The 26,183-nt window shown below is 60.1% G+C and carries 28 protein-coding genes and 1 pseudogene; 5 read left to right on the plus strand and 24 right to left on the minus strand.

Annotated features, from left to right (window positions below; genetic code table 11):
- Positions 1-1,231 (minus strand): 6-phosphofructokinase (locus tag ACFE0K_RS05080; RefSeq protein ID WP_434535029.1); only part of this gene is annotated, 1,231 nt, incomplete at its 3' end.
- 195 nt (positions 1,232-1,426) lie between these two features.
- Between ACFE0K_RS05080 and ACFE0K_RS05085 the strand changes: the two genes are divergently transcribed.
- Positions 1,427-1,951, plus strand: coding sequence for a hypothetical protein (locus ACFE0K_RS05085; protein ID WP_434535030.1), 525 nt, complete (start codon positions 1,427-1,429; stop codon positions 1,949-1,951).
- Positions 1,952-2,044: 93 nt separating this feature from the next.
- Here ACFE0K_RS05085 and ACFE0K_RS05090 read toward each other — a convergent pair whose 3' ends face one another.
- Both ACFE0K_RS05090 and ACFE0K_RS05095 read right to left on the minus strand, forming a co-directional pair.
- Positions 2,045-3,043, minus strand: coding sequence for a lipase secretion chaperone (locus tag ACFE0K_RS05090; RefSeq protein ID WP_434535031.1), 999 nt, complete (start codon positions 3,041-3,043; stop codon positions 2,045-2,047).
- A gap of 54 nt (positions 3,044-3,097) precedes the next feature.
- Positions 3,098-4,054: an esterase/lipase family protein gene (locus ACFE0K_RS05095; protein WP_434535032.1), complete on the minus strand. Its 957-nt coding sequence runs from the start codon at positions 4,052-4,054 to the stop codon at positions 3,098-3,100.
- A gap of 237 nt (positions 4,055-4,291) precedes the next feature.
- Here ACFE0K_RS05095 and ACFE0K_RS05100 point away from each other — a divergent pair, with 237 nt between their 5' ends.
- The 4 genes from ACFE0K_RS05100 to ACFE0K_RS05115 all read left to right on the plus strand — a co-directional run bounded on the left by ACFE0K_RS05100 (position 4,292) and on the right by ACFE0K_RS05115 (position 7,705).
- On the plus strand, positions 4,292-5,065 hold the full coding sequence (locus ACFE0K_RS05100; RefSeq protein WP_434535033.1) for a helix-turn-helix domain-containing protein: 774 nt from the start codon (positions 4,292-4,294) through the stop codon (positions 5,063-5,065).
- A gap of 62 nt (positions 5,066-5,127) precedes the next feature.
- Positions 5,128-6,480 (plus strand): UDP-N-acetylmuramate:L-alanyl-gamma-D-glutamyl-meso-diaminopimelate ligase, encoded by a 1,353-nt coding sequence (gene mpl, locus ACFE0K_RS05105; protein ID WP_434535034.1) that lies wholly within the window; start codon positions 5,128-5,130, stop codon positions 6,478-6,480.
- A gap of 167 nt (positions 6,481-6,647) precedes the next feature.
- Positions 6,648-7,106, plus strand: coding sequence for a DUF2214 family protein (locus ACFE0K_RS05110; protein ID WP_434535035.1), 459 nt, complete (start codon positions 6,648-6,650; stop codon positions 7,104-7,106).
- Positions 7,103-7,705: a flavin prenyltransferase UbiX gene (locus ACFE0K_RS05115; protein ID WP_434535036.1), complete on the plus strand. Its 603-nt coding sequence runs from the start codon at positions 7,103-7,105 to the stop codon at positions 7,703-7,705. The genes ACFE0K_RS05110 and ACFE0K_RS05115 overlap by 4 nt, the downstream gene beginning before the upstream one ends.
- A gap of 183 nt (positions 7,706-7,888) precedes the next feature.
- Here the strand turns inward: ACFE0K_RS05115 and ACFE0K_RS05120 are convergent, their stop codons facing one another.
- From ACFE0K_RS05120 to rsfS, 21 genes and pseudogenes are all read right to left on the minus strand, one after another.
- Entirely contained in the window at positions 7,889-8,608 is a 720-nt protein-coding gene (locus ACFE0K_RS05120; RefSeq protein ID WP_434535037.1) for a ZIP family metal transporter, read from the minus strand.
- A gap of 113 nt (positions 8,609-8,721) precedes the next feature.
- Positions 8,722-9,459, minus strand: coding sequence for an energy transducer TonB (locus tag ACFE0K_RS05125; protein WP_434535038.1), 738 nt, complete (start codon positions 9,457-9,459; stop codon positions 8,722-8,724).
- Positions 9,456-9,866 (minus strand): ExbD/TolR family protein, encoded by a 411-nt coding sequence (locus ACFE0K_RS05130; protein ID WP_434535054.1) that lies wholly within the window; start codon positions 9,864-9,866, stop codon positions 9,456-9,458. Before ACFE0K_RS05130 ends, ACFE0K_RS05125 begins: the two co-directional genes overlap by 4 nt.
- Positions 9,866-10,246, minus strand: a complete 381-nt coding sequence (locus tag ACFE0K_RS05135; protein ID WP_434535039.1) for an ExbD/TolR family protein — start codon at positions 10,244-10,246, stop codon at positions 9,866-9,868. The genes ACFE0K_RS05130 and ACFE0K_RS05135 overlap by 1 nt, the downstream gene beginning before the upstream one ends.
- Entirely contained in the window at positions 10,236-10,907 is a 672-nt protein-coding gene (locus ACFE0K_RS05140) for a MotA/TolQ/ExbB proton channel family protein (protein ID WP_434535040.1), read from the minus strand. Before ACFE0K_RS05140 ends, ACFE0K_RS05135 begins: the two co-directional genes overlap by 11 nt.
- Positions 10,908-11,286: 379 nt before the next feature.
- The gene (locus tag ACFE0K_RS05145; RefSeq protein ID WP_434535041.1) at positions 11,287-11,724 is read right to left on the minus strand and encodes a copper resistance protein NlpE; all 438 of its coding nucleotides are present in this window, start codon (positions 11,722-11,724) and stop codon (positions 11,287-11,289) included.
- 331 nt (positions 11,725-12,055) lie between these two features.
- A complete protein-coding gene (locus ACFE0K_RS05150) occupies positions 12,056-12,721 on the minus strand; it encodes a class I SAM-dependent methyltransferase (protein WP_434535042.1) in 666 nt (221 codons plus the stop codon).
- 8 nt (positions 12,722-12,729) lie between these two features.
- Positions 12,730-13,398 carry a glutathione S-transferase gene (locus tag ACFE0K_RS05155; RefSeq protein WP_434535043.1) on the minus strand — a complete coding sequence of 223 codons (669 nt, stop codon included), beginning with the start codon at positions 13,396-13,398 and terminating at the stop codon, positions 12,730-12,732.
- A gap of 158 nt (positions 13,399-13,556) precedes the next feature.
- Positions 13,557-15,065, minus strand: a pseudogene (gene dacB, locus ACFE0K_RS05160) (D-alanyl-D-alanine carboxypeptidase/D-alanyl-D-alanine endopeptidase).
- 149 nt (positions 15,066-15,214) lie between these two features.
- On the minus strand, positions 15,215-16,195 hold the full coding sequence (lipA, locus tag ACFE0K_RS05165; protein WP_434535044.1) for a lipoyl synthase: 981 nt from the start codon (positions 16,193-16,195) through the stop codon (positions 15,215-15,217).
- 16 nt (positions 16,196-16,211) lie between these two features.
- Positions 16,212-16,901 (minus strand): lipoyl(octanoyl) transferase LipB, encoded by a 690-nt coding sequence (gene lipB / locus ACFE0K_RS05170; protein ID WP_434535045.1) that lies wholly within the window; start codon positions 16,899-16,901, stop codon positions 16,212-16,214.
- Between the two features lie 178 nt (positions 16,902-17,079).
- On the minus strand, positions 17,080-17,382 hold the full coding sequence (locus ACFE0K_RS05175) for a hypothetical protein (RefSeq protein ID WP_434535046.1): 303 nt from the start codon (positions 17,380-17,382) through the stop codon (positions 17,080-17,082).
- Between the two features lie 221 nt (positions 17,383-17,603).
- Positions 17,604-17,873: a YbeD family protein gene (locus tag ACFE0K_RS05180; RefSeq protein ID WP_035250127.1), complete on the minus strand. Its 270-nt coding sequence runs from the start codon at positions 17,871-17,873 to the stop codon at positions 17,604-17,606.
- A 3-nt stretch (positions 17,874-17,876) separates the two neighbouring features.
- Entirely contained in the window at positions 17,877-18,749 is an 873-nt protein-coding gene (locus tag ACFE0K_RS05185; protein WP_434535047.1) for a D-amino acid aminotransferase, read from the minus strand.
- A 65-nt stretch (positions 18,750-18,814) separates the two neighbouring features.
- Positions 18,815-19,975 carry a D-alanyl-D-alanine carboxypeptidase family protein gene (locus tag ACFE0K_RS05190; RefSeq protein WP_434535048.1) on the minus strand — a complete coding sequence of 387 codons (1,161 nt, stop codon included), beginning with the start codon at positions 19,973-19,975 and terminating at the stop codon, positions 18,815-18,817.
- Between the two features lie 186 nt (positions 19,976-20,161).
- The gene (locus ACFE0K_RS05195) at positions 20,162-21,034 is read right to left on the minus strand and encodes a septal ring lytic transglycosylase RlpA family protein (RefSeq protein WP_434535049.1); all 873 of its coding nucleotides are present in this window, start codon (positions 21,032-21,034) and stop codon (positions 20,162-20,164) included.
- Positions 21,031-22,077 (minus strand): lytic murein transglycosylase B, encoded by a 1,047-nt coding sequence (gene mltB, locus ACFE0K_RS05200; RefSeq protein ID WP_434535050.1) that lies wholly within the window; start codon positions 22,075-22,077, stop codon positions 21,031-21,033. The genes ACFE0K_RS05195 and mltB overlap by 4 nt, the downstream gene beginning before the upstream one ends.
- A gap of 148 nt (positions 22,078-22,225) precedes the next feature.
- On the minus strand, positions 22,226-23,371 hold the full coding sequence (gene rodA, locus ACFE0K_RS05205; RefSeq protein WP_434535051.1) for a rod shape-determining protein RodA: 1,146 nt from the start codon (positions 23,369-23,371) through the stop codon (positions 22,226-22,228).
- Positions 23,368-25,254 carry a penicillin-binding protein 2 gene (gene mrdA / locus ACFE0K_RS05210; protein ID WP_434535052.1) on the minus strand — a complete coding sequence of 629 codons (1,887 nt, stop codon included), beginning with the start codon at positions 25,252-25,254 and terminating at the stop codon, positions 23,368-23,370. The genes rodA and mrdA overlap by 4 nt, the downstream gene beginning before the upstream one ends.
- Before the next feature lie 27 nt (positions 25,255-25,281).
- Positions 25,282-25,752: a 23S rRNA (pseudouridine(1915)-N(3))-methyltransferase RlmH gene (gene rlmH / locus ACFE0K_RS05215; RefSeq protein ID WP_434535053.1), complete on the minus strand. Its 471-nt coding sequence runs from the start codon at positions 25,750-25,752 to the stop codon at positions 25,282-25,284.
- Entirely contained in the window at positions 25,752-26,108 is a 357-nt protein-coding gene (gene rsfS, locus ACFE0K_RS05220; RefSeq protein ID WP_434535055.1) for a ribosome silencing factor, read from the minus strand. Before rsfS ends, rlmH begins: the two co-directional genes overlap by 1 nt.
- Between the last annotated feature and the right edge of the window lie 75 nt (positions 26,109-26,183).

Consider the following 26,183-nt stretch of genomic DNA (forward strand, 5'->3'; position numbering starts at 1 on the left):
CCACCGGGACCGTGTTCATCTTTGGGAATTGTGGCCGGCCGTCCTTGTAGGGTGGGTAGGACTCCCCGCCGTTCATCGGGTCCAGATATTCTCGGGCACCTGTGGTGAGTCCAAAGCCATCCTTGGTGATGAACTTGCGCGGCATTTTCTTTTCCACGTTGGCCACTTTCTTCAGCGGCGCTTCACCGATGGTCCAGCTGTATTTCTTGGTCTTCTTGCGCTCGATGGTGGGCATCACCGCATTTTTGCCGGCCACTGCGAATTCCACGGCGGCGCGGCCCACGGCGTAGGCCTGCTCCACGTCGGTGGCGGAGGCAATGTGACGGGCGGCCCGTTGCAGGTAGTCGCTCACGGCCCAGTGGTATTTGTAGCCGAATTCGTCTTTGCCCACCTGGGCAATCACCGGCGCTACGCCGCCGAGCTGCTTGTGGCCGAAGGCGTCGGTGTTGCCGGCGTCAGCCAGGAAGGTGCCGTCTTCGTAGCGGGCGCCTTCGGAGACCACGATCACGCAGTAGCCGACCTTCTCCACGGTGGCCTGCACCTTCTTCATGAAGGCGGCCTTGTCGAAGGCGATTTCCGGAAACAGGATCAGGTGCGGGGCGTCGTCGTTGTCGTCCTTGGCCAGGCCCGCAGCGGCGGCGATCCAGCCGGCGTGGCGACCCATCACTTCCATCACGAACACCTTGGTGGAGGTGGCGCACATGCTGGCCACGTCCAGAGCGGCTTCGCGGCAGCTCACGGCGGTGTATTTGGCCACGGAGCCGAAGCCCGGGCTCACGTCGGTGAAGGGCAGGTCGTTGTCCACGGTCTTGGGCACGTGGATGGCCTGGATCGGGTAGCCCATCTTCTCGGACAGCTGGGACACCTTCAGACAGGTGTCGGCGGAGTCACCACCGCCGTTGTAGAAGAAGTAGCCGATGTTGTGGGCCTTGAATACCTCGATCAGGCGCTCGTACTCGCGCTGGGAGGTCTTCAGGTCTTTCAGTTTGTAGCGGCAGGAGCCGAAGGCGCCGCCAGGGGTGTGCTTGAGCGCGTCGATGGCGCTTTTGCTTTCTTTGCTGGTGTCGATCAGCTCCTCGGTGAGAGCGCCGATGATGCCGTTACGGCCGGCGTAGACCTTGCCGATTACATCCTTGTTTTCGCGGGCGGCTTCGATAACGCCGGCGGCGGAAGCATTGATGACAGCGGTGACACCGCCGGACTGAGCATAGAAAGCGTTTTTACGCGCCATGAGAGACCCCTTGATTCAATTTGCGTGCATTCTAGCGAAGGCGCCCATGAAACACACCCGGTGTTGTCGGACGAAAGGAAACAGCTGCTAGCTACGAGCTTCTAGCTACAAGCGCAAGTTTCAGCTCGTAGCTTGTAGCTCGCGGCTAGTAGCTACTTCTCCCCGGCTCTGGAACAATAGCCCGCCGGAGGATCCATGACTGCATTGATGACTTTGTTCTGGCGGCTGGCCATATTTCGTGCCGGCCCCGAAAACGCCCCCTACTCGTCCAGCCTGCTGGGCCTGGTGTTGCTGGGCTGGTGCGCTCTGCAACTGCTGGTTGGCAGCTTGCAGACGGCGCTGCCGGTGCTGGTGCTGCTGAGCAGCCAGCTCACCTCAATGACGGTGATTCTGGCAGGTATCTTTGTGCTATTGGGATTCAAGGGATTGCAGAGCCGCTGGCTACAGACGGCCCTGTCGCTGGTGGGCATTGACGTGGTACTGACCCTGGTGACCTTGCCATTGCTGGCGATCAACGCGGGCATGGCCCAGTCCCAGGGCTGGATCGAGGGCCTGTATCTGGTGCTGGTAAGCTGGCAACTGGCTGCGCAGAGCTTCGTTTACCATCGCGCCATGAATGTAGGGCCGTTCCTGGGGCTGGGTATCGCCCTGACCCTGCTGGTAGCCGGCTATGCGGCGGTGGTGATGCTGGTGCCGGAAGTGGTCACGGTGACCCGCTAACTCGCCTGCAGCACATGAATATGCCGAGGTCTGGCTGCTTGCCGTGGCTCTCGGTATGGCCAATATCGCCGCCTTCTGTGTCTTCGAACTCGGTTATTCGCCGGTCGGTTCTTCAAGCCGGTCCAGGGCGGCGACCCGTTTCTGTTCGGTTGCCTCGAACAACTGGGCACGTAATTGCTTGAGCTGTTGCTGTTTGTCGTCGCCAACCAGGCCGGATAGCAGAATTTGATCCCGCTGTGTCGCATAGTCCTGATAACGCTGCTGCCATTCCTGCCGTTTCTGTGACAGAGACTGCAAACGAAGCGCGGCTTCATCGCCGAAGGCCTGCTGATGGTAGGCAAACCGGTCTGCGCTATTCCCCCCCGTTTTCTTGATGGATTGCTCTGTGTCTTGCAGATGCTGAAGGGCCTGCTGTTGCCGGTACTGATCTGCCAGGTGTTCCGGCAGTGATGCGTGCAGAGTCTGCATGGCGTGGGCCTTTTCCGCATCGCTCCTATCGCTGGTGAGGATGTCATGCCGCTGCAGGCTGAAACTGTCATAGCGATCCTCGTCAGCGAACAGGGCTGCGGCATCGGCGCCGAATATCTGTTCACGCCATTGTCGGCGCTGGTTCAGCTTGGCGGTGATATCGCTTTCAGCGCTGGCGGCAAAATCGCCGCTGGCAAAACGCTGGCGGTAATCGTTGTAGCGATCCAGCAACGTGAGCAGATCACTGGCCGCACGGGAGCTGGCATTGTCTTTCGCCCATTGTTGGATCAGCTGGCGGATCTTCTCATCAGGCAGCTCACCGCTCAGCGATAGAAAGTACTCGAGAATGGCCCGGGTGCTGCTGTTCACGATCAGTTGCCCGTCGCCATCCATGGCCAGATCGGCAGGTGCCGTGGTGCCGGCCAGAGAGCTGCTGGCCAGTGTTTCAGCGACCGGGAACGACGATTGGGGCGCAGAAGGACTGTGGTTGTGGTCAATGTGTGGAGTGATGGCCGCTGTCTGGCGAGTTTTCCCGTCAGCAAGGGCAGAGAGGTGTGGTAACCCCCAATAGCCTGCAGCGGCGAGTAACGCGACAGTGGTCAGCAGGGCGAGATGGCGTTTCATAACGGCTCTCCTGTTCCGGTTAGCCCGCAGGGCACCAGGCCCTGCGGGTCGGTTTTACAGGCCCGCGTTGCGGAGCCGGTTGGCGTGGTTGCGGTAGAGGGTCTTGGGGTCGGTTTCCCAGCCCATCAGACCAAACAGATGACGGATGGCATCCGCATGGTTGTGGCGGTAGTCGTGGCGGATGGGTTTGCCCAGGTACATGCCACACAGGGGCAGGATGCCGTCATGTTTGACGCCGGAGGGGAAGGCCAACCGGGTGACGGTGACCATGATGCTATCGAACGGGTCGAACAGGTTGGTGTGCACACCCGTGCCGCCCCAGGACCAGTAGCGCACGCCGTTGACGCTATGCTGGCCGCTGGTGCCACAGGCATCGGTGGGTAGTGCCTGGGGATAACGCTGGTTGAAGTCGGCCATGCCTGCGGTGGTGGAGGCAGCCAGCACGGTACTGGCGGACTGGTTATCCGGATTGGGGCCGCCGGACGCAAATTCCCACAGGGCGCCGAAAGCGCCGGCGATGCTGTCGGCCAGGCCTTCACCAATGCCGCCTTCCGGCGTCAGGCCGCGAATCACATCGGCCAGTGCCGTGCCGCGGTTTTCACCGTGCACGGAGGTGACCGATGCCACCAGATCCGGGCGTACCGCAGCCACATAGCGGGAGGTGGGGGCGCCCTGGGAATGAGCAATCAGGTTCACTTTATCGGCGCCGGTGACCGCCAGGTAGTTTTCGATCTGGACGATCAGCTCCTCGCCGCGGTATTCGTTACTTTGCAGGGCGCTGACATTGCTTTCGTACACCTGGGCGCCATAGTCGCGCAGGTTGTCGGCAATGCCGTAGAAGTAGTCCACGCCAGCAATATCATCGAAGGCGATGATGCCGCCGACCAGCACGATGGGGTAACGGGTGTCGGCGTAGCTCGTGTCCTTGCCGAATGGCCACCAGGCGTGGGCCTGGGTGGTGGTAACGAGCAGAGTCAGGGCTGCCAGCAGCCCGCGTAGTCGGATCGACATGGTGTTCTCCTGTTTTGTTATTTTGCGGCCTCTCTGGGCCTTCATGGACAGCCGGCGCCAGGGCTGTGTTTTTTGTCGACGATTGGACTATAAGCAGGATGGCTGGTACTAACTTGTAGGAATTGGTGCCTCAACCTGTCATAAACAGGAAAAACTGTGATTCCGTTAGCGCTTATTGCGCTCGGCGGAGATTCGGAATAACAACAAATGGTCCCGTCAGAAACAACCGGTTGCTCTGTGTCCACGCTCTACCTGTGGCGTCAGCGAACCCTTTATCTCGGTCAGATCGAGCGTCTTTCGTCTCTGTCTCAGGGGGCGCATACGCTACTTTTTGGGCTGGATGATGTGATCCCGCTGACCATGGAGGGGCAGACTTTTTTCGCCCGCTCTTATCTGATTCCGGCAGGAGCGATTTTCTCGGCGGAGTCACAGGGCAAGCGTATCGGCTGCTGTTTCCTCGACCCGCTGGGCAAAGACCTGCTGTTTCATGTGCCGAAGATGACTGCAGAAGAGTGCGGGATCTACCGGGATTCCGGCCGGGAAGCCGATCAACTGGCTGTTCTCCGTGCCCTCCACGACGGTGCCACTGAGGCTGCCGAGGCTTATGTCCGACTACTGGGCCTTGTGTTCCCCGGTGATAGTGAGCTGGTGGCAGGTTTCGAGCCGGATACCCGCATAGCTCGAGTGGTGGAATTGATTCGTCAGGACCCGGCGGACAATCTGTCCAACGACGTATTGGCGGAACAGGTAGGACTGTCCGGGGATCGCCTGCAACGGTTGTTCAAGCAGGCCACGGGTATTCCCATCCGCCGTTATCGTCTCTGGCATCGCCTGTTCGTCACGTCGTCGATGATGGCCATGGGCAGTACCTTGACCGATGCGGCACAGGCGGCAGGCTTTTCCGACTCCTCCCATCTGACCCATGTATTCAAGAGCATGCTCGGCATGAGCCCCTCGGCGGTGCTGCGCCGCTCCCGACAGGTACGGATTCTGGTGGGAGGGGATCACTGATCTCTTCACCTGACGGGCCCTTGCCGTTAAGGTGCAGGGATTCTTTTGATCGGTTTATTCCCATGCATATCCATATCCTCGGCATCTGCGGCACCTTCATGGGGTCATTGGCACAACTGGCCAAGGCTCAGGGCCATCGTGTTACCGGTAGTGACCAGAACGTCTATCCGCCCATGAGCGACCAACTGGAAGCGGCGGGCATCGAACTGACCCAGGGCTATGATCCGGCGCAACTGGAACCGGCCCCGGACCTGGTGGTGGTCGGCAATGCCCTGAGCCGGGGCAATCCAGCCGTGGAAGCGGTGCTGGATCGAGGCCTGCCCTATACCTCCGGGGCCCAGTTGCTGGAGGATGTGATTCTGCCCGGGCGTTGGGTGCTGGCGGTGGCCGGCACCCACGGCAAGACCACCACCAGCTCCATGCTGGCGTGGATTCTGGAGCACGCCGGGCTTAACCCCGGTTATCTGATTGGTGGCGTGCCGGGCAATTTTGGCGTGTCTGCCCGACTCGGTGAGACGCCGTTTTTTGTGGTGGAAGCGGACGAATACGACACCGCCTTCTTCGACAAGCGCAGCAAGTTTGTTCACTATCGCCCGCGCACCCTCATTCTCAATAACCTGGAATTTGACCACGCGGATATCTTTGCCGACCTGGCCGCCATCCAGACCCAGTTCCATCACCTGATTCGTACTGTGCCTTCCACTGGCCGACTGATTCTTCCTCACGATGAAACCGCCCTGGAAGAAACCCTGGAGAAAGGCTGCTGGAGCGAGATTGAGCGTTTCGGCGAAAACCAGCTCCTCGGCTATCGCCTGGATAACGCGGATGGGTCCGCCTTTACCGTGCTGGAAAACGGCGAACCGGTGGCCCAGGTACGCTGGGACCAGACCGGCCGGCACAGCGTGAACAATGGCATGGCCGCATTGCTGGCGGCCCGCCATGTGGGGGTCACTCTGGCGGATGGTGCCGCCGCCCTGTGCGAATTCCTGGGTGTGAAACGGCGTATGGAATTGCGTGGGGAAGTGGATGGTGTGCGCGTGTACGACGACTTTGCCCATCACCCCACGGCCATTGCCACCACCCTGGATGGCCTGCGCCGCAAGGTCGGTGACGGGAAAATTCTCGCGGTGATCGAACCCCGTTCCAATACCATGCGTATGGGCAGCCACAAGGAAGCGTTGGCGGCCAGCACCGGGGCGGCGGATGAGGTAGTCTGGTATCAGCCGCCGGGACTGGACTGGTCCCTGCAGCCGGTGGTCAACGAATCGCCGGTACCGGCCTCGGTGAGCAATGACATTGATGACATCATTGCCCGGGTGGTGGCGCGTAAAGGCGAGTCGCTGAGTGTGGTGGTGATGAGCAACGGCGGCTTTGGCGGCATCCATCAGAAGTTGCTGGATGCGCTGGCTGATTAACAGCTTGAAGCTACAAGCTGCAACGCTAACTGGCTGTTCATGTTTTGAGAGGCCATGCCCGCGGATTCGCTTTAACCGCGGAGATAACACTGCAGAGCGCCATAAGCTTTCACGTGTTGTTGCTTGAAGCTTGTCGCTTGCAGCTGGTTTTTTGCGAGGAGATTGTCATGTTCTGGTCCGTGTTCTGGGCATCGGTACATTACCTCAGCATGCTGATGCTGTTTGCTTTTCTCTACGGGGAGCTGTTGTTGTGGCGGACCGGTATTTCCGAACGCAATGTGCGCACCCTGCTATGGCTGGATATCGGTTACGGCCTGTCCGCATTGATGGTGCTGGTCAGCGGAATAGCGCGGGCCGGCTGGACGGAAAAAGGCTGGGACTTTTACCTGTCCAGCCCCTGGTTTCATGGCAAGGTGACCCTGTTTATTCTGATCGCGCTGTTGAGTCTGTACCCCACCAAGGTCCTGTTGGGCTGGCGGAAAACCGTTAAGGCCGGACATGTCCCCGAGATTGATGCCACGCTGCAACGCAATCTGCGTGGTGTGTTGGTCGCTGAACTCCATCTGGTGGTACTGATGCCGATTCTCGCGGCGTTGATGGCCCGTGGTGTAGGAATGGGTGTATGAGCAAACGAATAACCCTGGCTTTTACCGGCGCCTCCGGGGCGCCCTATGGATTGCGCCTGCTGCAGTGCCTGCTGGAAGCGGATTGCGAGGTGTTCGTGATTCTGTCCAAGGCGGCACGGGTGGTGATCGGCATGGAAACCGAGCTGAAACTGCCGGCGGGAACCGGCGCGGCAGAACAGGCCCTGCGCGACTGGGTGCAGACCGACCGCGGTATCCTGGTGGTCTGCGGGCTGGAGCAGTGGACCTCTCCGGTGGCCTCCGGCAGTGGTGCGCCTGCCGCCATGGTGGTGTGCCCGTGCTCCACCGGCACCCTGTCCGCCATCGCCTGTGGCGCCAGTGACAATCTGATCGAACGGGCGGCGGACGTGGCCATCAAGGAAGGGCGCAAGCTGATTCTGGTGCCCCGGGAAGCGCCGTTTTCCCCGCTCCACCTGGAAAACATGCTCAAGCTGTCTCGTCTGGGCGTCACCATCATGCCGGCAGCGCCGGGCTTCTATCACCAGCCGGAAACGGTACAGGATCTGGTGGACTTCATCGTCGCCCGGTTGCTGGACCATCTGGGGGTCGAGCAGACATTGGTGAAGCGCTGGGGGGAGTAACCCTCCGGGCCGATGGATGCCTCCGTAGGAGCTATGCTTGCATGGCGAACCTCGCGAAGCGAGAGGGGTAAAGCTCAGAGTCCGCCAGCCAGTTTTTTTGAACCTGTCGATCGCCGAAAGTCCTGATCACCCGGCGGGCGATTTCCGCGCCAGCGCGGTTCGCCATGCAAGCATAGCTACCCCTCAATGCACCAGAAGGTGCCCCACCAGCCCCAACGCAAACCCGGCCACCGCCCCCTGTGCTGGCGCCCAGTGTTTCTTCAGGGGCACCTGCGGGGCGATATCCTGGAAGACCAGATAGAGAATCCCGCCGCTGGCAAACAGCATGATGCCGCCCAGAACCAGGGGGCTGTCCACCAGCACCAGAAAGCCGAGAGCGGCGCTGGCCGGGCCGAGCAGGGCCAGGGCGGCGAAGGCCAGGATGATCTTGCCGGAAGAGAGGGTGTTGCTCTTGCTGTTGCGGATTTCCCGATAGGCGTTAAAGCCTTCCGGCAGGTTCTGCATGCCGATCAGGAATGCCAGCAGGTAGGCCTGGCCGCCGCCCACCGCCAGTGCGGCCCCCAGAGCGATGGCCTCGGGGACAAAATCCAGCAGCATGGCCAGCAGTTGCGACATGGCGCCGCCATGGGCGGCCAGGGCCCGGTCCACCGCCATGAAGGCAATGCCGCCGCCCACAAACAGCAAGGTGGCGGAAAGGGGGTTATGGTGCTGGGCGCCTTCCGGTACCAGCACCAGGGCTACCGCGGCCAACAGGGCGCCGCCGCCGAAGGCGATGACGGTATGGCGGACTTCCTGCTCCAGCCAGCCCCGTGCGATGTGTTGTTTGACGCCGATAAGGGCGCCGGCGGCCATGCTCAGGCCAGCGGCCAGACTGAGCAGTAACGCGAGGCTCAGAGGACTCATGAGGATAAATCCTTGCTGTAAAAGTGGGGCCGGCAGGGCGCCTGCCATCGGTTCAACCTGATCCGTGTGTCAATCACAGGTCAGGTTGAACATAAAGACTGGCAGAGCAGGGATCAACTGTTGCTGAGGTCGTAATCCACCGGGGCGAGGATTTCCACCGGGATGCTGTCCAGATCCTTGGGCGGAGCATCAAAGCGCAGACGGGAGACAAGCTCCTGGGTGGCCCGATCCAGGATACGGCTGCCGGAGCTTTCTACCACGGCTACTTTTTCCGCCCGCCCGTCAGCGTTGATCCAGAACGACACTTTAACCGTGCCCTGCTGGCGACGCATGCGGGCGCGGTGCGGGTACTGCTTGTTGTAGTCGATGGTATCGCGCACCTTGGCCAGATACTTGTTCAGGGCGTTTTTCGTGTCTCCGGATTGATGCACCCCTTCGCCCGGATCACCGGCCATACCCTTGGCGCCTACTTGCTGCGTCTGGCTGGCAGCCTGATCGCTATCGGATTCGTCTTGAGTGTCCTGTTCTTCCTGGATCTCCGTCTTTGCCACTACTGGCTCAGGCTCGGGCTTGGGTTCCGGTTTGGGCTCCGGCTTTTTGGCCACCGGTTTCGGTTTTGGCTTCACCTTGGGTTTGGGTTTCGGCTCGGGCTTGGGAGCGGGATCCGGTTTCGCCGGGGCGGGCGGTGCAGCGGGTTTTTCCGCTGGCGGCGCAGACAGGTTCACCACCATTTCGGTGACGCCGGGTTTGCTCGGGCGTCCGCCGGCCAGGGTCAGGGCGCCCACGGTCACCAGTACACTGGCATGAATCAGGGCAGAGGCCACCCAGGCAAACAGGGTACGGGACTTCATTGGCCACCCCCATCGTTGCGGGTCACCAGGCGCACCTGTTCCACGCCCATGCCTTGCAGGGTTTCCAGACGCTCGCGCAAGATGGTCATGGTGACACCGGCATCCGCCTGCAGGCGTACTTCCGCGCCCTCCTGACGTTCACTCAGGTACTCCTGCAGGGAGGCTTTGCTGAGAGCGGTGTTGTTGTCTTCGGCGAACCACTGGCCGTCCTTCTGCAATACCAGCAGCAGCTTGTCACGGGCTTCCGGGCCGTTGGCGCTCTGGCTCAGTGGGGTATCCACAGACACGGTGGGGCTCTTGGCCAGCTGGCCGGCCAGCATGAAGAAGATCAATAGCAGAAACACCACATTGATCAGCGGCAACACCGGTTCCAGCGGCGGGCGACGGGAAGAGGTTTCCATGATCATCACGGCAACAGCTCCAGTTGTACATCCTTGACGCCGGCGGCCTTGATGGCGTCCACGGCGGCCAGGGCCTGCTGCAGGGTGGCATTGGCGCTGACGGTGACCCACACCTTGCTCTTCTGGGTATCGAGTCGGTCGGCTACCGCATCAGGATTAAAGCTGACGCCGTTCAGGTTCAGGTCGCCGTCGGCTTCCACTTCGATCACCAGCCACTTGTCATCGGGCTTGTTGATGCTGTCTGCGGGCTGCACGTTTACAGGCAGGTCGTAGAATTGCCCGAAGCGGGTGGCCAGCATAAAGAACACCAACAGAATAAATACTACATCAATCAGTGGTGTCAGGCTGATAAAGGGCGTGCGGTGACGCTCCGGTTCAATATGCATGCGCCACCGATGGGTCGCGGTCCTCTTCCAGGGGCTCGGATTCCGCGTGATTGTTGCGCAGTACCTTGAGGCGGGACAGACGGTCCTGCATTTTCTCCCGGCACAGTTCCAGACTGCGATCCGCCCAGTGGAAGGCGGCCAAGGTGGGAATGGCAACGGTTAGACCGGCAGCGGTAGTCAGCAGGGCTTCCCAGATGCCGCCAGAGAGGATGGACGGATCGACCTGGGAGCCGGCGGTTTCCAGGGCCTGGAAGGCGCCGATCATGCCAAATACGGTGCCCAGAAGGCCGAGCAGGGGCGCCACGGCGCTGATCACTTCCAGGATGCGTAGGCCACCGCGCAGATTATCCAGGGAGCTGCGTGCCAGGCGCAGACTTTCTTCCTGCCAGGCGGCTTCTTCCAGCTTGCTGTTCTGCCAGCATTGCCATACCACCTGGTCGATGGGGCTGGTCAGTTTGCCGGGTTTGCCGGGCTGCTGACCCTTGGCCAGGGCGTCCAACAGACGGTCTGCCTGACGAGCGTTGCCCGGGCGAACACGGGCGAACTGCAGAATCTTGGAGATCAGGGTAGCCAGGGCAATCACGGACATGAAGGCGAGGACCCACATGGTGGCGCCGCCGCTGACAAACCAGTCGGGCAGGTGCAGGGAAATCGGGGGCATGGAAACACTCCTGCTGCGGGCGAATCAATTGAAGGCCCGGTCATTAATACAAAAAAGCGTGCGTAGAGTCTGGCACGCGGTTGTGACATCCCGATGACTGAGAAAGGAACCGGGAAACACAGACGTGTGGCCCTCAGCGCGAAGGCCCGAATTCGGTTCGCAATAATAGGTTCACAGGCCTCTTAATGCAAGTCATTCCTATTTGCGGTCTATTCACGGTAATGGCCCGGCGCACCAGCGAACAGTGGGTTTTCGTTACGGGGGTAAGGGGAAGGGTCTACTGGCAAGGGCAGAAAGGCAGGAGGGGTGGGGCAGGGGACTGGCCAGCGGATAGTGATTGCCAGGCATGGCAGAGGGCGCCGAAGCGCCCCCCACGGGCTTACTTGAGCAGCAAGCGATAGTTCATGTTGGATTCAATGCGGTTGCCGTTCTGGTCCAGTTGTTCAATGGCGTTGACGGCATCCTTGATGTACTGGCGATCAGCATCCGGGTCGTCAGGATTGATCGTGTAGACGTCGTATTCCATGTTGCCTTGCAGGCGCTTTTCGGATTCCCAGCTGCCTCGTTCGGAAGCGCTCAGCTCCACCTTGGATCCGCTAAGGTATTCTTCGCGCAGCTCAAAACGGGAGGGATTGTCGTACTGATCCCGGTACAGCGTCAGGGTGGTGCGGATACCTGAGCAGTCAGCGCATGGCAGCATGCCGCTGTAAATGATTTTCTGGGCGGTGGGGTTGATGGGTTCTTCCGTTTGCTGGCTCTGGCAGCCGGTAACGAGGATGGCACTACCCAGTACGGCGGCGGCGAAATACGTTTTCATGTCGTTTACTCCCTGACAGCTCCTGTAAAGATACTGCTTAGAATAAAGATTTTGTGTTTGGTTCGCCGTTTTAACAGTTTTTGATGATTCTATCGTGAGTTTGCGCGTTGTTCTGTAGACAGGAAGTTGTCGGCAGTAGCCGCTGCAGAGAGACTGTGACGGGCGTCGATGCGGCGAAAAACCCACTGCATGATGGAAAGAAAGAAAACAAACACAAGCAGGAAATAAAGAAGAATCATGCCTCATCCACCCTGTTTTTATTGTGTGAACAGGCTAGGGCTGGATACGGGTTTCAACCAGCAACACTTTGTTATCAGTTGTTGGTTTACTGTTATTGGTGATTGGCGACTGCGTGAAAGATCACCGATACCGGCAGCTTTTGTTGCGGGTCCTGGGGTTCTTCCAGGCTGACCTGGTAGCCCACGCGCTGAAACAGGGCCAGCCAGTTTTCCAGGGTACGAAAATACCAGGGCGGAGCTGCACCGAAATCGCTGCCGGACCCCGGCCAGCGGGTTTCCCGCCAGCCACTCCGGTAATCCCCGTCACAGCTCATTACCGGGTGCAGGGTTTGTACCAGCAGCATCCCGCCGGGGGTCAGTCGTGTCTGCAGGGTGGCAAGCAACTGCTCCACGGATTGCTCGCCAAACAGGGAAAAGTTGCAGACGGCCAGATCGAAGGACTCGGTGAGGCCGGTGTCCAGTTCGTCGAATGACAGACAGCGGTAATCCCCGTCCGGGTGTTGCTGGCGGGCGCTGTCCACCAGGGAGGGGATGGCATCGATACCGGTGGTGTGAATGCCGCGGGCGGCCAGGCGGCGGCAAAGCCAGCCTTCGCCGCAACCCACATCCAGGACCTGACCTGGCTGGTGGGCAAGGATGGCCTGTTCGATAGCCGGGTCGCTGGTGCGGCGGCTGGCAATGCCTTTTTCCTGTACCAGGCGAATCCAGGGCATGGCATTGTCATGCCAACTGGCAAGGATGCGTTGTTCCGGTGTCATGGTGCCAGCTAGCGCATGGGCGTTAGCGGGCCGGCCCGTTCCACGGCCCGCTGGTAGGCCGGGCGCGCCTCCATCTGTTCCAGAAAACGCTGTATAGCGGGTAGTTGGCTCAGGTCTGCGCGGGCAGAAGCCGCCTGCAGCGGAAAGCTCATGATGATATCTGCTGCGCTGAGGGTGTCGCCGGTAAACCAGCTCTGGTTGCCCAGGTGGGTTTCGATAACGGCAAGCTGGTTTTCCAGTTGCGGGTCAATAAAGGTGCCAATGACCTTGCCGCTGATGCCTTTGGCAACCGGGCGGGCGATAAAGGGCATGGGCGATTTGGGAATGCGGCCGAATATCAGCTTCATCACCAGCAGGGGCATCAGCGAACCTTCTGCGTAGTGCAGCCAGTAGCGTTCCTGCACCCAGCGTGGATCGTCGGCGTTGATTTTCCAGCTGTCGTCGCCGTATCGCTGGATCAGATATTCGATGATGGCGCCCGACTCAGGCACGGTGATGTCACCGTCGGTGATCACCGGCGATTTGCCCAGTGGATGCACTTGTTTGAGTTCCGGTGGTGCCAGCATGGTTTTGCTGTCGCGAGCGTAGTGGCGAATCTCGTAGTCCAGCCCCAGTTCTTCAAGTAGCCAGACGATGCGCAGGGAGCGGGAATTTTCCAGATGGTGAAGGGTGATCATGGGCTGCCTCGCTAATACGGTGTTGCCGGGCAGCATAGCAGACTTGAAAGGAAAGGAACGTTTGATGCCGGAGGCGTCGCAGCTTAATAAAAAACAGCTTTAGTAGGGTGCGGTTCACTGCGTTCAGTGCACCCTACATGGCTGATTAGCTGCTAGGCCTAGTGCCCGGCTGTATCGATACTGGGTGGGCGTGCTGCCAGATGCACCTGTTCGATCACCGAGTCGAGAATGGTTTCCGTACGCCAGGCCTGACTGTGGTTGACCATGGCCACCACCGCCCAGGTGGTGTTGTTTTCGTCACGGGTGAAGCCGGCAATGGAGCGAACATCCCTGAGCGATCCGGTCTTGATATGGCCCATGCCGGCCATGCCCGCCTTACCAAGCCGGCGGCGCATGGTGCCATCCATGGCCACCAGTGGCAGGGACGCAATCAACTCGGCGGCAAAGCGGCTTTCCCAGGCTTGCTGCAACAGGCTGGCCATCTGACGTGCGGAAATACGTTCTATCCGTGACAGTCCGGAACCGTTTTCGAAAACGATGCCCTGGCTGTTGATCCCCTTGGTTTCCAGCCACTCCCGGATGGTTCTTTCCGCTGCGGCCAGATCGTCCCGGTCGCCGGGTTGGCGGTGCTTGGCGCCCAGGCTTAGGAACAACTGACGCACCATCACGTTATTGCTCCACTTGTTGATGTCGCGAACCATGGTCACCAGGTCCCGGGAGGAAGTGGTGGCCAGCAGTTCTGTGCTGGTGTCGCGGGGGCGCAGACCTTGGCGAATCTGCCCGGTGAGGGTGCCGCCCAGCTGCTGCCACAGGCTGGTGAGCAGGGCGCCGGTGTAGTCGCCCTGCTCCATGACTGACAGGTAGCTGCTGGTGGAGCAGCCCTTGGGTAGAACGCCGGTGAGCGTGATGCGGGTATGGCCGCTATCGGTAATCGTCGGTTGGTAATCGAACTGGTAACGCCGTGGGCAGTGACCATAGTCCTTGAAGACCATGCGGTTATCGATTTCCACGCCGTTGAGGGTGGGTTCGGTCCAGGTATGGATGCCGCGCTCATCGGCCCGGGATCGGATACGCAGCACGTTCAGGTTGGTGAGCAGGGCGTGGGGTTCCACCAGAAACGGGGCGTTGGGGTTGTCGCCGTCATCGTCGAAATCGGGGATACCGTTAGGCAGATTGAAGGTGCTGGCATCCAGCACCAGGTCACCCTGGATATGGCTGATGCCCATGGCGCGCAATTCGCGCATAAGCAGCCAGAGTCGTTCTTCAGTCGGTTTCGATGCACCACTGACAACAAACTAGAGGTAGCCATGCAGGCGTCGGTCACCGCTCGTACCGTCTGTGTACAGGCGGGTATGCCACTGGTAGGTGGGGCCGAGCAGTTCCAGCGCCGCATAGGTGGTCACTACCTTCATGATGGAGCCGGGATTGAAGGGCATATCCGCATTCAGGAAGCGGGCTTCCCCGGGGCCGTTCAGGGGTATGGCGGTGACTGCCAGATGCTCGTCGGCCAGTTTCAGGTTTCTGGCGGCCTCCAGTACCGGTGCCAGCAAGGGCGTAGGCGCACCGGCATGGAGCGGCGTGGCGGCCACGGCGCCCAGCAGGATGAGGCATGACAGGGCGGGGAATAACTGGAAAAAGCGGGCCCTGAAGGCAACTGGGTGAGACATTAGCGGACCTGGCCACGGAATGGCAGAAAGTAGAACAACACGGAAAATTACTGGGCCTAGACTAAACCAAAGCCGGGGCCGGGTCAGTGGGGGAAGCAGCGATGAAATGTAAATTTCATCGCCTGTTGCGTACTCGTGGTGGTGAGGGATCAGTCGGGTTTATGCATGCCGACATCAATGCCCTTGTGTTGCAGGTCCGCATGGTAGGAGCTGCGCACCATGGGCCCGGATGCCACGGAGCGAAAACCCAGCTCGTTGGCGACACGGGCGTACTCGCGGAATTCGTCTGGGTGGACGAAACGGTCCACCGGGGCATGGTGCTTGCTGGGCTGCAGGTACTGGCCGATGGTCAGCATGTCCACATCGTGGGCGCGCAGGTCCTTGATGGTGTTGATGACCTGCTCGTAGGTCTCGCCCAGGCCCACCATGACGCCGCTCTTGGTGCTCACGTCCGGACGGCGGGCCTTGTAGCGTTGCAGCAGGTCCAGCGAGTGTTGATAGCGGGCGCCGGGGCGAATGTGTTTGTACAGCTCCGGGACGGTCTCGATGTTGTGGTTGAACACGTCCGGGGCGGTTTCCACCAGAATATCCACCGCGGTATCCAGGCAGGGACGGAAATCCGGGGTGAGGATTTCGATCTTGGTCTGCGGGGTGCGGGAGCGAACCTGGCGAATGCATTCGGCAAAGTGCTCGGCGCCACCGTCGGCCAGATCATCTCGGTCTACGGAGGTGATCACCACATACTTGAGGCCCAGGTTGTCCACGGATTCTGCCAGGTGCAGCGGCTCTTCCGGGTCCAGCGTGTTGGGGCGGCCGAAGCCCACATCACAGAACGCGCAGCGACGGGTGCAGATGTCACCCATGATCATGAAGGTGGCGGTGCCGCCACCGAAACACTCTGGCAGGTTGGGGCAGGCGGCTTCCTCGCAGACCGTATGCAGCTTCTGCTCGCGCAGCATCGACTTGATGCGCTGGATTTCACCGTTGGCGGGAACGCGCACGCGAATCCAGTCCGGTTTACGCTGGTAGCCGGTCTCTTCATTGACCATGGGAATGGTGCGTACCTTGTCCGCGCCACGCAGCTTGTCGCCGATTTGAACCTTGCGTTTGGCCTGTGCCTGCTCGCTCATGGAGTGTCCGTTACTGTCAGGGTGCCGGGCTGTATTGGGCCGGCGGAAATTCGGAAGTGTCATTGTACCAGTCGGGCGCGGGCGCTGTCCGTGGCATCAGGCCCAGACGTTTGGCTAATAACGTCACCAGTTGCTGCTCCATGGTGTGGCGATCCAGCACCACGCCCTGCTCGCTGAGGGTGGTCATGGGTTGGCCCACATGACCGCAGGGGTTGATGCGCTGCCAGGGTGACAGATCCATATCCCGGTTGATGGCCAGGCCATGGTAGCTGGCCCCCCGGCGGATGCGCAGCCCCAGGGAGGCGATTTTGGCACCGTTTACGTAGACACCGGGAGCATCGTCCCGGTTCGCGGCGGCGATGCCATGGCTGGCGAGAAAATCGATAATGCCCTGTTCAATGGCGCTGACCAGCCCCCGACTACCGAGCCCCAGGCGTTTGATGTCCAGCATCAGGTAGATCACCGTTTGCCCGGGGCCGTGGTAGGTGACCTGTCCGCCACGGTCGCTGTTGACCACCGGGATATCTCCGGCATTGAGCACATGTTCCGGTTTGCCAGCCTGGCCCAGGGTGAACACCGGAGGGTGCTCCAGCACCCAGAGTTCGTCGGCAGTGTCGACGGTACGGCCATCGGTAAGCGTGCGCATGGCCTGCCAGCAGGGGGTGTAATCCACCCGGGGGAAATAGCGAATCAAGGCATCGTTCATGGGGGAAGTATAAAGGTAGCGACAAGCGACAGGCTACGCTTGTTGGAAAGGGGGCGTGGAAATCTTCCCGGGTATAGAAGCCACTTTTACGAGTGCGAGAACATAAAAAAAGCCCGGCAAAGCCGGGCTTAAGGCAGACCCCTTACGGGGTAACAACGATCGAACCAGAATAACTAGCCTATATCAGGCGATTCCCTGTCCTCTGGTTTACCAGATGCAGATTCAGTTCCTGAACGCTGATGCCGAACTCGATACCGTCCTGGTCATGCTCACGGAGTTTGATGGTTTCAAAGGCGTCGAAATGAACGGGGGTGCCATGCACGCTTTGCTGAATATGCGGGCTGCGCGGCATGGTCGGAATAATGTCCGCAGAATTGGGCATGGTGGAGGTATGGACAACTTGGGAGGTGTGGCTTGGTAAATCAGTTGCGACCAGAATAAGCAAGCAACTGCACAAGCACAGCAAGGTCAGCATCTTCATTTTTGTGATCCCGTTACGTTCTTCTTATGAGAATCACGATACGGGCACGCAGGTGCCAAACCAATGGTGGCTTGGTGAGGCTTGCGTGTCGGGCTGTGACCGAGGGTTAATTTGTGTAATTAGGGCGAGGGCAAGTCACGGGTGACAAGGAGCGAGAAGCGAACAGCGGGTGACAGGTAAGGTCCACATGGCTCGCGCTCGCTCTTTTACGTTTGCCGGAATCAGAGGCTCATCTTCACATGGGGGCACTCATTGAGCGCTTTATAGATTGCTTCTACCTGTTCGCGGTTGCGCATGGTCACCTGGGCGGTGATGGAGACAAAATTGCCTTTACTGCTGGGCTTGCTCGCCAGATGTTTGTCGGCGTCGAAATCCTCCAGATGAATTTCGAGAATCTCGATCACTACGGTTTCCAGCGGTGAGTCCGCCAGGCCCATGACCTTGAGCTGCATGTCGTGGGGAAATTCCCAGAGGTGTTCCTGAATCGCCATGGGTTACTCCTGCTCCAGGCCGCACAGGCGGCGTTTGAAATTCACATAGTGGCGGGCCACTGTTTTCCACATGGCGCCGGGTTTGCCATCGCCAACCGCTGCGTCGTTCAGTTGCGTGATCGGTACCACTTCCTTGGTGGAGCTGGTAATCCAGATCTCATCTGCCTGACGTAGTTCTGCCTCGGTGACTTCCCTTTCCGCGAAAGGCAGGCCGTGTTGCCCACATAATTCTACTATCAGGTCGCGGGTGATGCCGCCCAGAATGGCATGATTTTTTGGTGGGGTGACGATCACACCGTCGTGCACGATGAAAACATTGCTGGCGGAGCCTTCGGTGACGAAACCGTCGCGCAGCAGTATGGCTTCCATGGCGCCGGCCGACACGGCCTGTTGACGCAACAGGCTGTTAGGCAGCAGCGAGATGGATTTGATGTCGCAGCGGGCCCAGCGGGTGTCATCCCGGGTGATCGCCTTGCCTCCGCTGGCGGTGTCCGGGCTGTCGGCGGCGGGCACGGCAATGGGGCCGGTCATCATGAAAACGGTGGGGGCAACCGGCGGCTCGGGAAAGGCATGATCCCGTTTTGTCGCGGCGCCCCGAGTGATCTGTAGATACACCGACAGGTTGCCGCCGCCATTGCGTTCAATCAGTTCCTCGCAAAGCCCCCACCATTGTTGACGGTCATGGGGGTTGCTGATTTCCACTTCCCGCAGGGAGCGTTCCAGGCGTTCCAGGTGTTCGTCAAAACGGAACAGCACGCTGTTGTAGGCCGGGACCACTTCATAAATGCCGTCCGCAAACAGAAAGCCCCGATCCAGCGGGGAGATCCGTGCCTCTTCCAGGGCCATGAAAGCGCCATTGAGATAGACCTGGGACATGTCGTTTCCTTTGACGGGTCTGACGCCGCCAGCGGGGGCGTCAGGCGTCGAGCGTCAGGTGTTACTTAAAACAACCCCTTGAAGAACAGCAGAACATGATGCCAGAGCTTGGTAAAGATACCGGCTTCTTCGATGTTCTCCAGGGCAACAAGCGGCTTTTCCATCAGCACCTCATTGTTCTGGCGTACCGTCACGGTGCCGTATTGCTGACCTTGCGCGATAGGGGCTTTCAGTTGCGGATTCACGGTAATTTCTGCTTTCAGACTTTCATGGCTGTCACGAGGAATGGTCAGCACCAGGTCTTCGGCGAGGCCCAGGCGCAGTTGTTTGCTCTCACCCATCCAGACATCCACGGTGTCGAGGATGTCCCCGGCGCTGTAGGCCTTGTAGGTCTCAAAGAAGCGGAAACCGTAGGTGAGCAGTTTCTGGGATTCGCGTGCGCGGGCGGATTCGGAGTCGGTGCCCATGACCACGGTAATCAGTCGCATGCCGTCTTTCTTGGCAGAAGACACCAGGCAATAACCGGCTTCCTCGGTATGGCCGGTTTTCAGGCCGTCCACACTGGGGTCGCGCCATAGCAGCAGGTTGCGGTTCTGCTGGGTGATGCCGTTGTAGGTATATTCCTTTTCCGCGTAGATGTCGTAGTGCTCGGGAAAGTCGCGGGTAATGGCGCGGGCCAGCAGGGCCATGTCACGGGCGGTGGTGTAATGGTTCTCGGCGGGCCAGCCGGTGGAATTGACGAAGTGGCTGTCATTCATACCCAGGCGGCGGGCGTGCTGGTTCATCAGATCGGCGAAGGCATCCTCGGAGCCGGCGATGAACTCCGCCATGGCCACGCTGGCATCGTTGCCGGACTGGATAATGATGCCGCGCAGCAGTTCCCCCACGGATACCCGGGTGCCTTCGCGGACAAACATCCGGGAGCCGCCCATTTTCCAGGCCTGCACGCTGATCGGGGCCATATCCTGTTCGGAAATGTTGCCTTTCTGCAATTCTGCCTCGGCGATATAGGCGGTCATCATCTTGGTCAGACTGGCCGGGGGCAGGCGCTGGTCGGCATTGTGCTCGACGATGATGTTGCCACTGGCGGCATCCATCAGCAGATAGCCACGGGCATCAATCTGCGGGGCACGGGGCACGGTGTTTGCCTGAGCCTGCAGGGAAATCAGAGTGCCGATGAGGGCAAATACAATAAAGAAGGTGGAACGAAACGACTGGGGGCGCATGGATTTCCTGCCTGTTGTGTCCTTGTCGACCTGAAAATTCAGGGATTTGTGAGTCGAGGGGGGAAGCCCTGAGCGTCTTAGACAGAGATAAGGGCAAAAAGTCCCCTGACATCACGGGATGGCTGCATTCTAGAGGAGCGCAACCGAGCTGTTAACCGGAGGAACGGCTTAGTTTGCGCAAACAGCTCAGGGCGTGACCGGCACAGGCCGCTCGAAACCGGCGTCGGCCATGCTCTGGCGCACTTCTTGGCGCTGCTGATCGTCCGCATAGGGGCCGATCCAGACCCGGTGTAGCGCGTTGACCGAGCGAATCTCACTGCCCAGCCCCAACTCTTCAAGCAGGGTCTGCTGCATCCGCTCGGCGGCAGCACGATCCTGAAAGGCTCCCGCTTGCAGAAACAGCCGGGTATTACTGGCGGCGTTCGGTGGCGGGCTGTCCACGGCGGCGCGGACCGCGGTGGGTACCTTGCTGGTCGGTGTGTCGGGCGCCGGGGTGGCACTGATGGTCTCCACCCTGACCCGGCCGGTACCGGCGTCTTCTATACCCAGCCGCACGGCGGCGGCCCAGGACAGATCGATGATGCGATCTTCATGGAAGGGGCCTCGATCGTTGACCCGGACCACCAGGCTTTTGCCGTTATCCAGGTTTGTGACCCGGGCATAGGTGGGTAGAGGCAGGCTGCGATGGGCGGCGGTGAACCGGTACATGTCGAAGGATTCGCCGCTGGAGGTGCGATGGCCATGGAATTTCTGCCCGTACCAGGAGGCCAGGCCTTCAGCCTGGTAGCCCTCGGCGCTGGGCAGTACCCGATAGGTCTTGCCCCAGACACTGTAGGTATCCGGGTTGCCGTAACGGCTGCGTGGTTCGTTCTTGGGAACCGGCTCTGGCAGTTGCGAGATGTCACGCCGTTCTTCGGGTGGGGTGTCCTGGGCCATGCTGTACCGGTCCGAGCCCGGCGCACCGTTATTGACCGGCTCATCGGACGAGGATGGGCCGGGGCTGGTGGCGCAGGCGCCCAGCAGGGTGCAGGTGGCTGCGACGCAAGCCAATCGCATCATTGGGCGTTCTCCAGGGCTGCCGCGATGTCTCGGGACAGTTGTAGCACGGCCATGGCATACAGGCGACTGTGGTTATAACGGGTGATGACATAGAAATTGTCAGTGGCCAGCCAGAACTCGGTTCCCTGCAGGCCTTCCAGGTCCAGCAGGGCGACGCGGGTCTCTCCTGGCAGATCAAAACAGTATTCGCTGATTACGCCGTCGCCCTGGCAACTGATTGCCGTAACGCCTGCCTGGCCAGCTTGGTCCAGAGTGAAGGAGGGTTTGTAGCCTTTTTTCGCCAGGGGCTGATAGCCGTTCCCTTCCACCCGGGCGCGGGCGGCGACGGGCTGACCTGACTGCCAGCGATGTTCATGGAAATAGTTGGCCACCGAGCCAATGGCATCCACCGGATTGTTGACCAGATCGGTGATGCCGTCGTTGTCGAAATCTACTGCATAAGCCTGGTAGCTGGTGGGAATGAACTGTCCGTAACCCATGGCACCAGCATAGGAGCCGGTAATGGCGTTGGCGTCGATATGGGCCTGCTGTTCCAGCTCGAACAGGGCTTTCAACTGCTTGCGGAAGAAGCTGGCCCGGGGCGGATAGTCAAACCCCAGAGTGGCCAGGGCGTCCACTACCCGGTAAGTGCCCATGTGCTGACCGTAGCGGGTTTCCACCCCGATGATGGCAAGAATGATTTCCCGGGGGACACCGTAGGTCTGTTCTGCCCGGGCCAGGGTGTCTGCGTGCTCGCGGGAAAATTCCACCGCCTTTTGCACGCGGCTCTCTTGCAGAAAGATTTTCTGATAAGTCGCCCAGGTATGGGTCTTTTCTGCCGGGCGAGCGATGGATTCCAGGATCTTGGGCTGGCACTGGGCGCTGCCCAGCACCTGGCGGATGCGCGCTTCATCGCCTCCTTCGGCAACCAGTTCGCGGATCATGGCCTTGGCCAGATCCCGTTGCAGATAATCATTGTTCTCCGGACAGGTGTGCTCGGCCAGGGCCGGCAGGGACGTGACTGTCAGTGCTGCGGCAAGAATGGTTTGGTAGGAACGACGCAAAGGGTGATCTCCTGTTTTCATTATATCCATTGACCACGTTGTCGCGGTTTTGTGCCCGGCCACATGAAAAGGGCGATAAGCGAGTTGTGAGTGACGAGGAACGAAAACCCTGAAAAGACGGTTTTGCGCTTCGCGCCTCTCAACTCGTTTAGTAACTCATCAGTCGCCGATGGGTGTGGATCGACATCAGCATGCCGAAGCTGGCCAGCAGAGTAACGATGGAGGTGCCGCCATAGCTGATCAGGGGTAACGGAACCCCCACCACGGGTAAGAGTCCGGACACCATGCCGATATTCACAAAAATATAAATAAAAAATGTCATCGTCAGGCTGGAGGCGAGCAGGCGTGAAAAAGTCTCCTGTGCCTGCCAACTGATAAAGAAGCCTCGCCCGACAATGACCAGGTAGATCATCAGCAGAAAGCTGACGCCCACCAGGCCGAATTCTTCGCTCAGTACTGCCAGGATAAAGTCGGTGGAGGACTCTGGCAGGAAGTCCAGACGCGACTGTGTGCCATCCAGCCAGCCCTTGCCATCCACGCCACCGGAGCCAATGGCGGTTTTTGACTGAATGATGTTCCAGCCGGTGCCGCGCGGGTCCGCTTCCGGGTTGAGGAAGGTATCGACCCGGTTGCGCTGGTAGTCGTGCATGACAAAGAAATACATCAGTGGTGCGGCGGTCACCACCAGCAGCACTGCCACCGCAATGAGTCGCCAGGACAGCCCGGCCATGAACAGCACCACCAGCCCGCTGGCGGCAATCAGAATGGCGGTACCAAGATCCGGTTGCATGCCGATCAGGGCCGCCGGTACGCCGAGTAGCGCCAGGGCAACCAGTACGTCCAGCAGTTTGGGGGGCAGGGTGCGCTCACTGAAATACCAGGCCACCATGGCCGGTACCGCCAGTTTCATGGCTTCTGCTGGCTGGAAGCGGCCGATGCCGGGAATACTGAGCCAGCGCTGGGCGCCTTTGGCTTCCGTGCCAGCGATCAGCACCAATACCAGCAGGACCAGGCCGCCGGTATAAAGGAAGGGGGCCCAGAAGCGGTAACTGCGGGGCGGAATCTGAGCCAGAAAAAACAGGGCGGCCAGCCCGGCGCCGAAACGAATGCACTGGCGAATGACCATTTCCAGGCTTTCGCCGCCGGCGCTGTATAGCACCGCCAGCCCGCCCAGCATCAGCACGAACAGGCCGGCCAACAGCGGAGCATCCAGGTGCAGGCGCATGGCCAGGCCCGGGGAGAGGGTGGCACCGGTCTGGCCGGGCATCTGGCGGAGATATTCACGCTGACTCATGGGCTGACCTCTGCGGGAGGCGCGGGGTGTTCTTCAAAGACCGGAGGGACTTCCAGTTCGCCGTTTTCATTCAGCAGCCAGGCATCCATGACCTGGCGGGCCACGGGACCGGCGGTGGAGCCACCGTGGCGACCGTTTTCCACCAATACGCCCACGGCGATGGCGGGCTGCTCAGCAGGGCCAAAGGACACCATCAGGGCATGGTCGAGCATGCGCTCGGCCAGCTCGTCCTCGTTGTAGGTTTCGTCCTGGCCCACGGAAAATACCTGGGCGGTGCCGGATTTGGCGGCAATGGCATACTGGGCATCCACGGCCATGACCCTGGCGGTACCTCTTGGGCCCGTTACGGCGACCATGGCATCGGTCATTTTTTCCCAGTTGCTCTCATCATTCAGTGTGATGCCAGTGCGTTCCACCGCTTGTTTTTCACCGGCAATGGACGGCACCACCTTCTTGCCATGGCTGGCCATAATGGCGGTGGCAGTAGCCAGTTGCAGCGGTGTCGTCAACACAAAACCCTGGCCGATACTGGCGTTAATGGTGTCACCATGGAACCAGGGGCGGTTGCGGTAGGCGCGCTTCCATTGCTTGGAGGGCATGATGCCGCTGGATTCGTTATACAGGTCGATACCGGTCGGTGCCCCCAGGGAAAACAGGCTCATATACTCATGCATGCGGGCGATGCCCAGCTTGAATCCCATATCGTAGAAATAGGTATCGCAGGATTGAACCACCGCTTTGTGCAGATCCACGCGGCCATGGCCCCAGCGTTTCCAGTCCCGGTAGCGATGCGGATCGTTTTCCAGCTGGTAGTAGCCGGGGTCCGAGATGGTGCGTTGCCAGTTGGTGACGCCGGCATCCAGGCCGGCAATGCCAAGCATGGGCTTGATGGTGGAGCCAGGAGGGTAGCGGCCCTGCAGGGCACGGTTGAACAGCGGGTTGTCAGGGTCGCTCTGGTAGGCGGAGTAATCCTTGTAGGAAATGCCGGTAACAAACAGATTGGGATCGAAACCGGGGCGACTGACGAAGGCCAGTACGCTGCCATCGCGAGGGTCGATGGCTACCACGGCGCCACGCCGTTCGCCCAACGCATCGTAAGCCGCCTTTTGTACGCGCATGGACAGGCGCAGGCGAAGGTCTTCACCGGGTACCGGGGGTTGTTCTTCGAGGACCCGCAAAATGCGCCCGCGGGCATTGGTTTCCACCTGGCGATAGCCGACCTGGCCATGGAGCTGGTCTTCGTAGAAACGTTCTATACCGGAGCGACCATAGAAGTGGGTGCCAGCGTAGTCGCGCTGTTCGTCCAGGGTCATGGCCTCCAGATCCTGGGCGTTGATCCGGTTTACATAGCCCAATACGTGGGAGAACAGAATGCCATGGGGGTAATGACGGATCGGATCGGCGGAAATGCGGATACCGGGCAGGCGATGCTGGTTGACGACCAGCCGGGCGATTTCCTCTTCGCTGAGACGGCCGCGTAGGGGCACCGGTTCCCAGGGACGGCGCGCTGTCAGGCGGCGTTTCTGGAAGCGTTCCAGGTCACCCTCGTCCAGCTCGATCAACTTGCTCAGCTCGCCGATAAGCTGATCCAGCTCGCCGGCCTGCTCAATGATCAATTCCAGGGAAAAGTCGGGCCGGTTTTCGGCCAGGATGACGCCATCCCGGTCGGTGATCAGCCCCCGTGGTGGCGATACTGCCAGGGTCTGTACCCGGTTGTTGTCACTGAGGGTGGTATAGCGGCTGTGCTGGATCACCTGCAACCAGATCATCCGGCTGACCAGAATCAGGGTCAGCAGCAACACCAGAAAGACAGCCACGACAAGACGCACGCTGAAGATGCGCTGTTCGTGGTGGTGGTCTTTCAGTGTTAAAGGTCGGCGCATGGTGACGTCTGTGTCAGGGGGCGAAGGTCAGCGATGATAGGGGTGGCCGGTGAGCAGCGTCCAGCTCCGGTACAGCTGTTCGGCCAGCAGCACCCGTACCAGCGGGTGGGGCAGGGTCAGGGTCGACAGGCTCCAGCGCTCGTGGGCGCTGGCGGATAATTGCGGGCACAGGCCGTCTGGCCCCCCTACCAACAGGACCAGATCCTGACCCAGATCTTTCAGTTCGCCCAGTTTACGGCTGAGTGCGGGGGTGTCCAGCGCTCGCCCGTTAACTTCCAGCGCCACGATTTTGGCGCCGGGGTACTTGTCCAGGCGTTTGCGGATGGCGTCGGCCTCGCTGCGAATCTGGCTGGCGGTGTCTCCCTTGCTCCGTTTCGGCAGGGGGATTTCCTCCAGCTCCAGGCGCATGTCCGGGGGCATGCGTTTCTGGTATTCGGCAAAGCCCTCGGTGACCCAGGCGGGCATGCGGGTACCCACCGCCAGCAGGAAAAGACGCATTACTCTTTGCTTTCACGGTCCGGGTGGTGCTGAGGATTGCGCCACAGGCGTTCCAGGTCATAGAACTCACGGGTGGCGGGCAGCATCAGGTGCACGATCACATCGCCCAGATCCACCAGAATCCACTCGCCGGTGTCCTGGCCTTCGCTGCCCAGAGGCTCGTGACCCGCTTCTTTTGCGGTTTCCAATACATTGTCTGCCAGCGCTTTCACGTGGCGATTGGAGGTGCCGCTGGCAATGACCATGTTGTCGGCCACACTGGTGATTTCACGCACGTCCAGTTGCGTAATGTTCTGGGCTTTGACTTCTTCCAGTGCGTCAATAACCAGTTGCAGTAGCGGGGTGTCAGCGCCCATGAGGCCTCGTGTCTGCTTAGGGGGAAGGTGATTTCGCCCCATTATACAGATGGTGGCGGTGATCATGGGGAACAA

Source organism: Alcanivorax sp., assembly GCF_051117345.1.
Taxonomy (GTDB): Bacteria; Pseudomonadota; Gammaproteobacteria; order Pseudomonadales; family Alcanivoracaceae; genus Alcanivorax.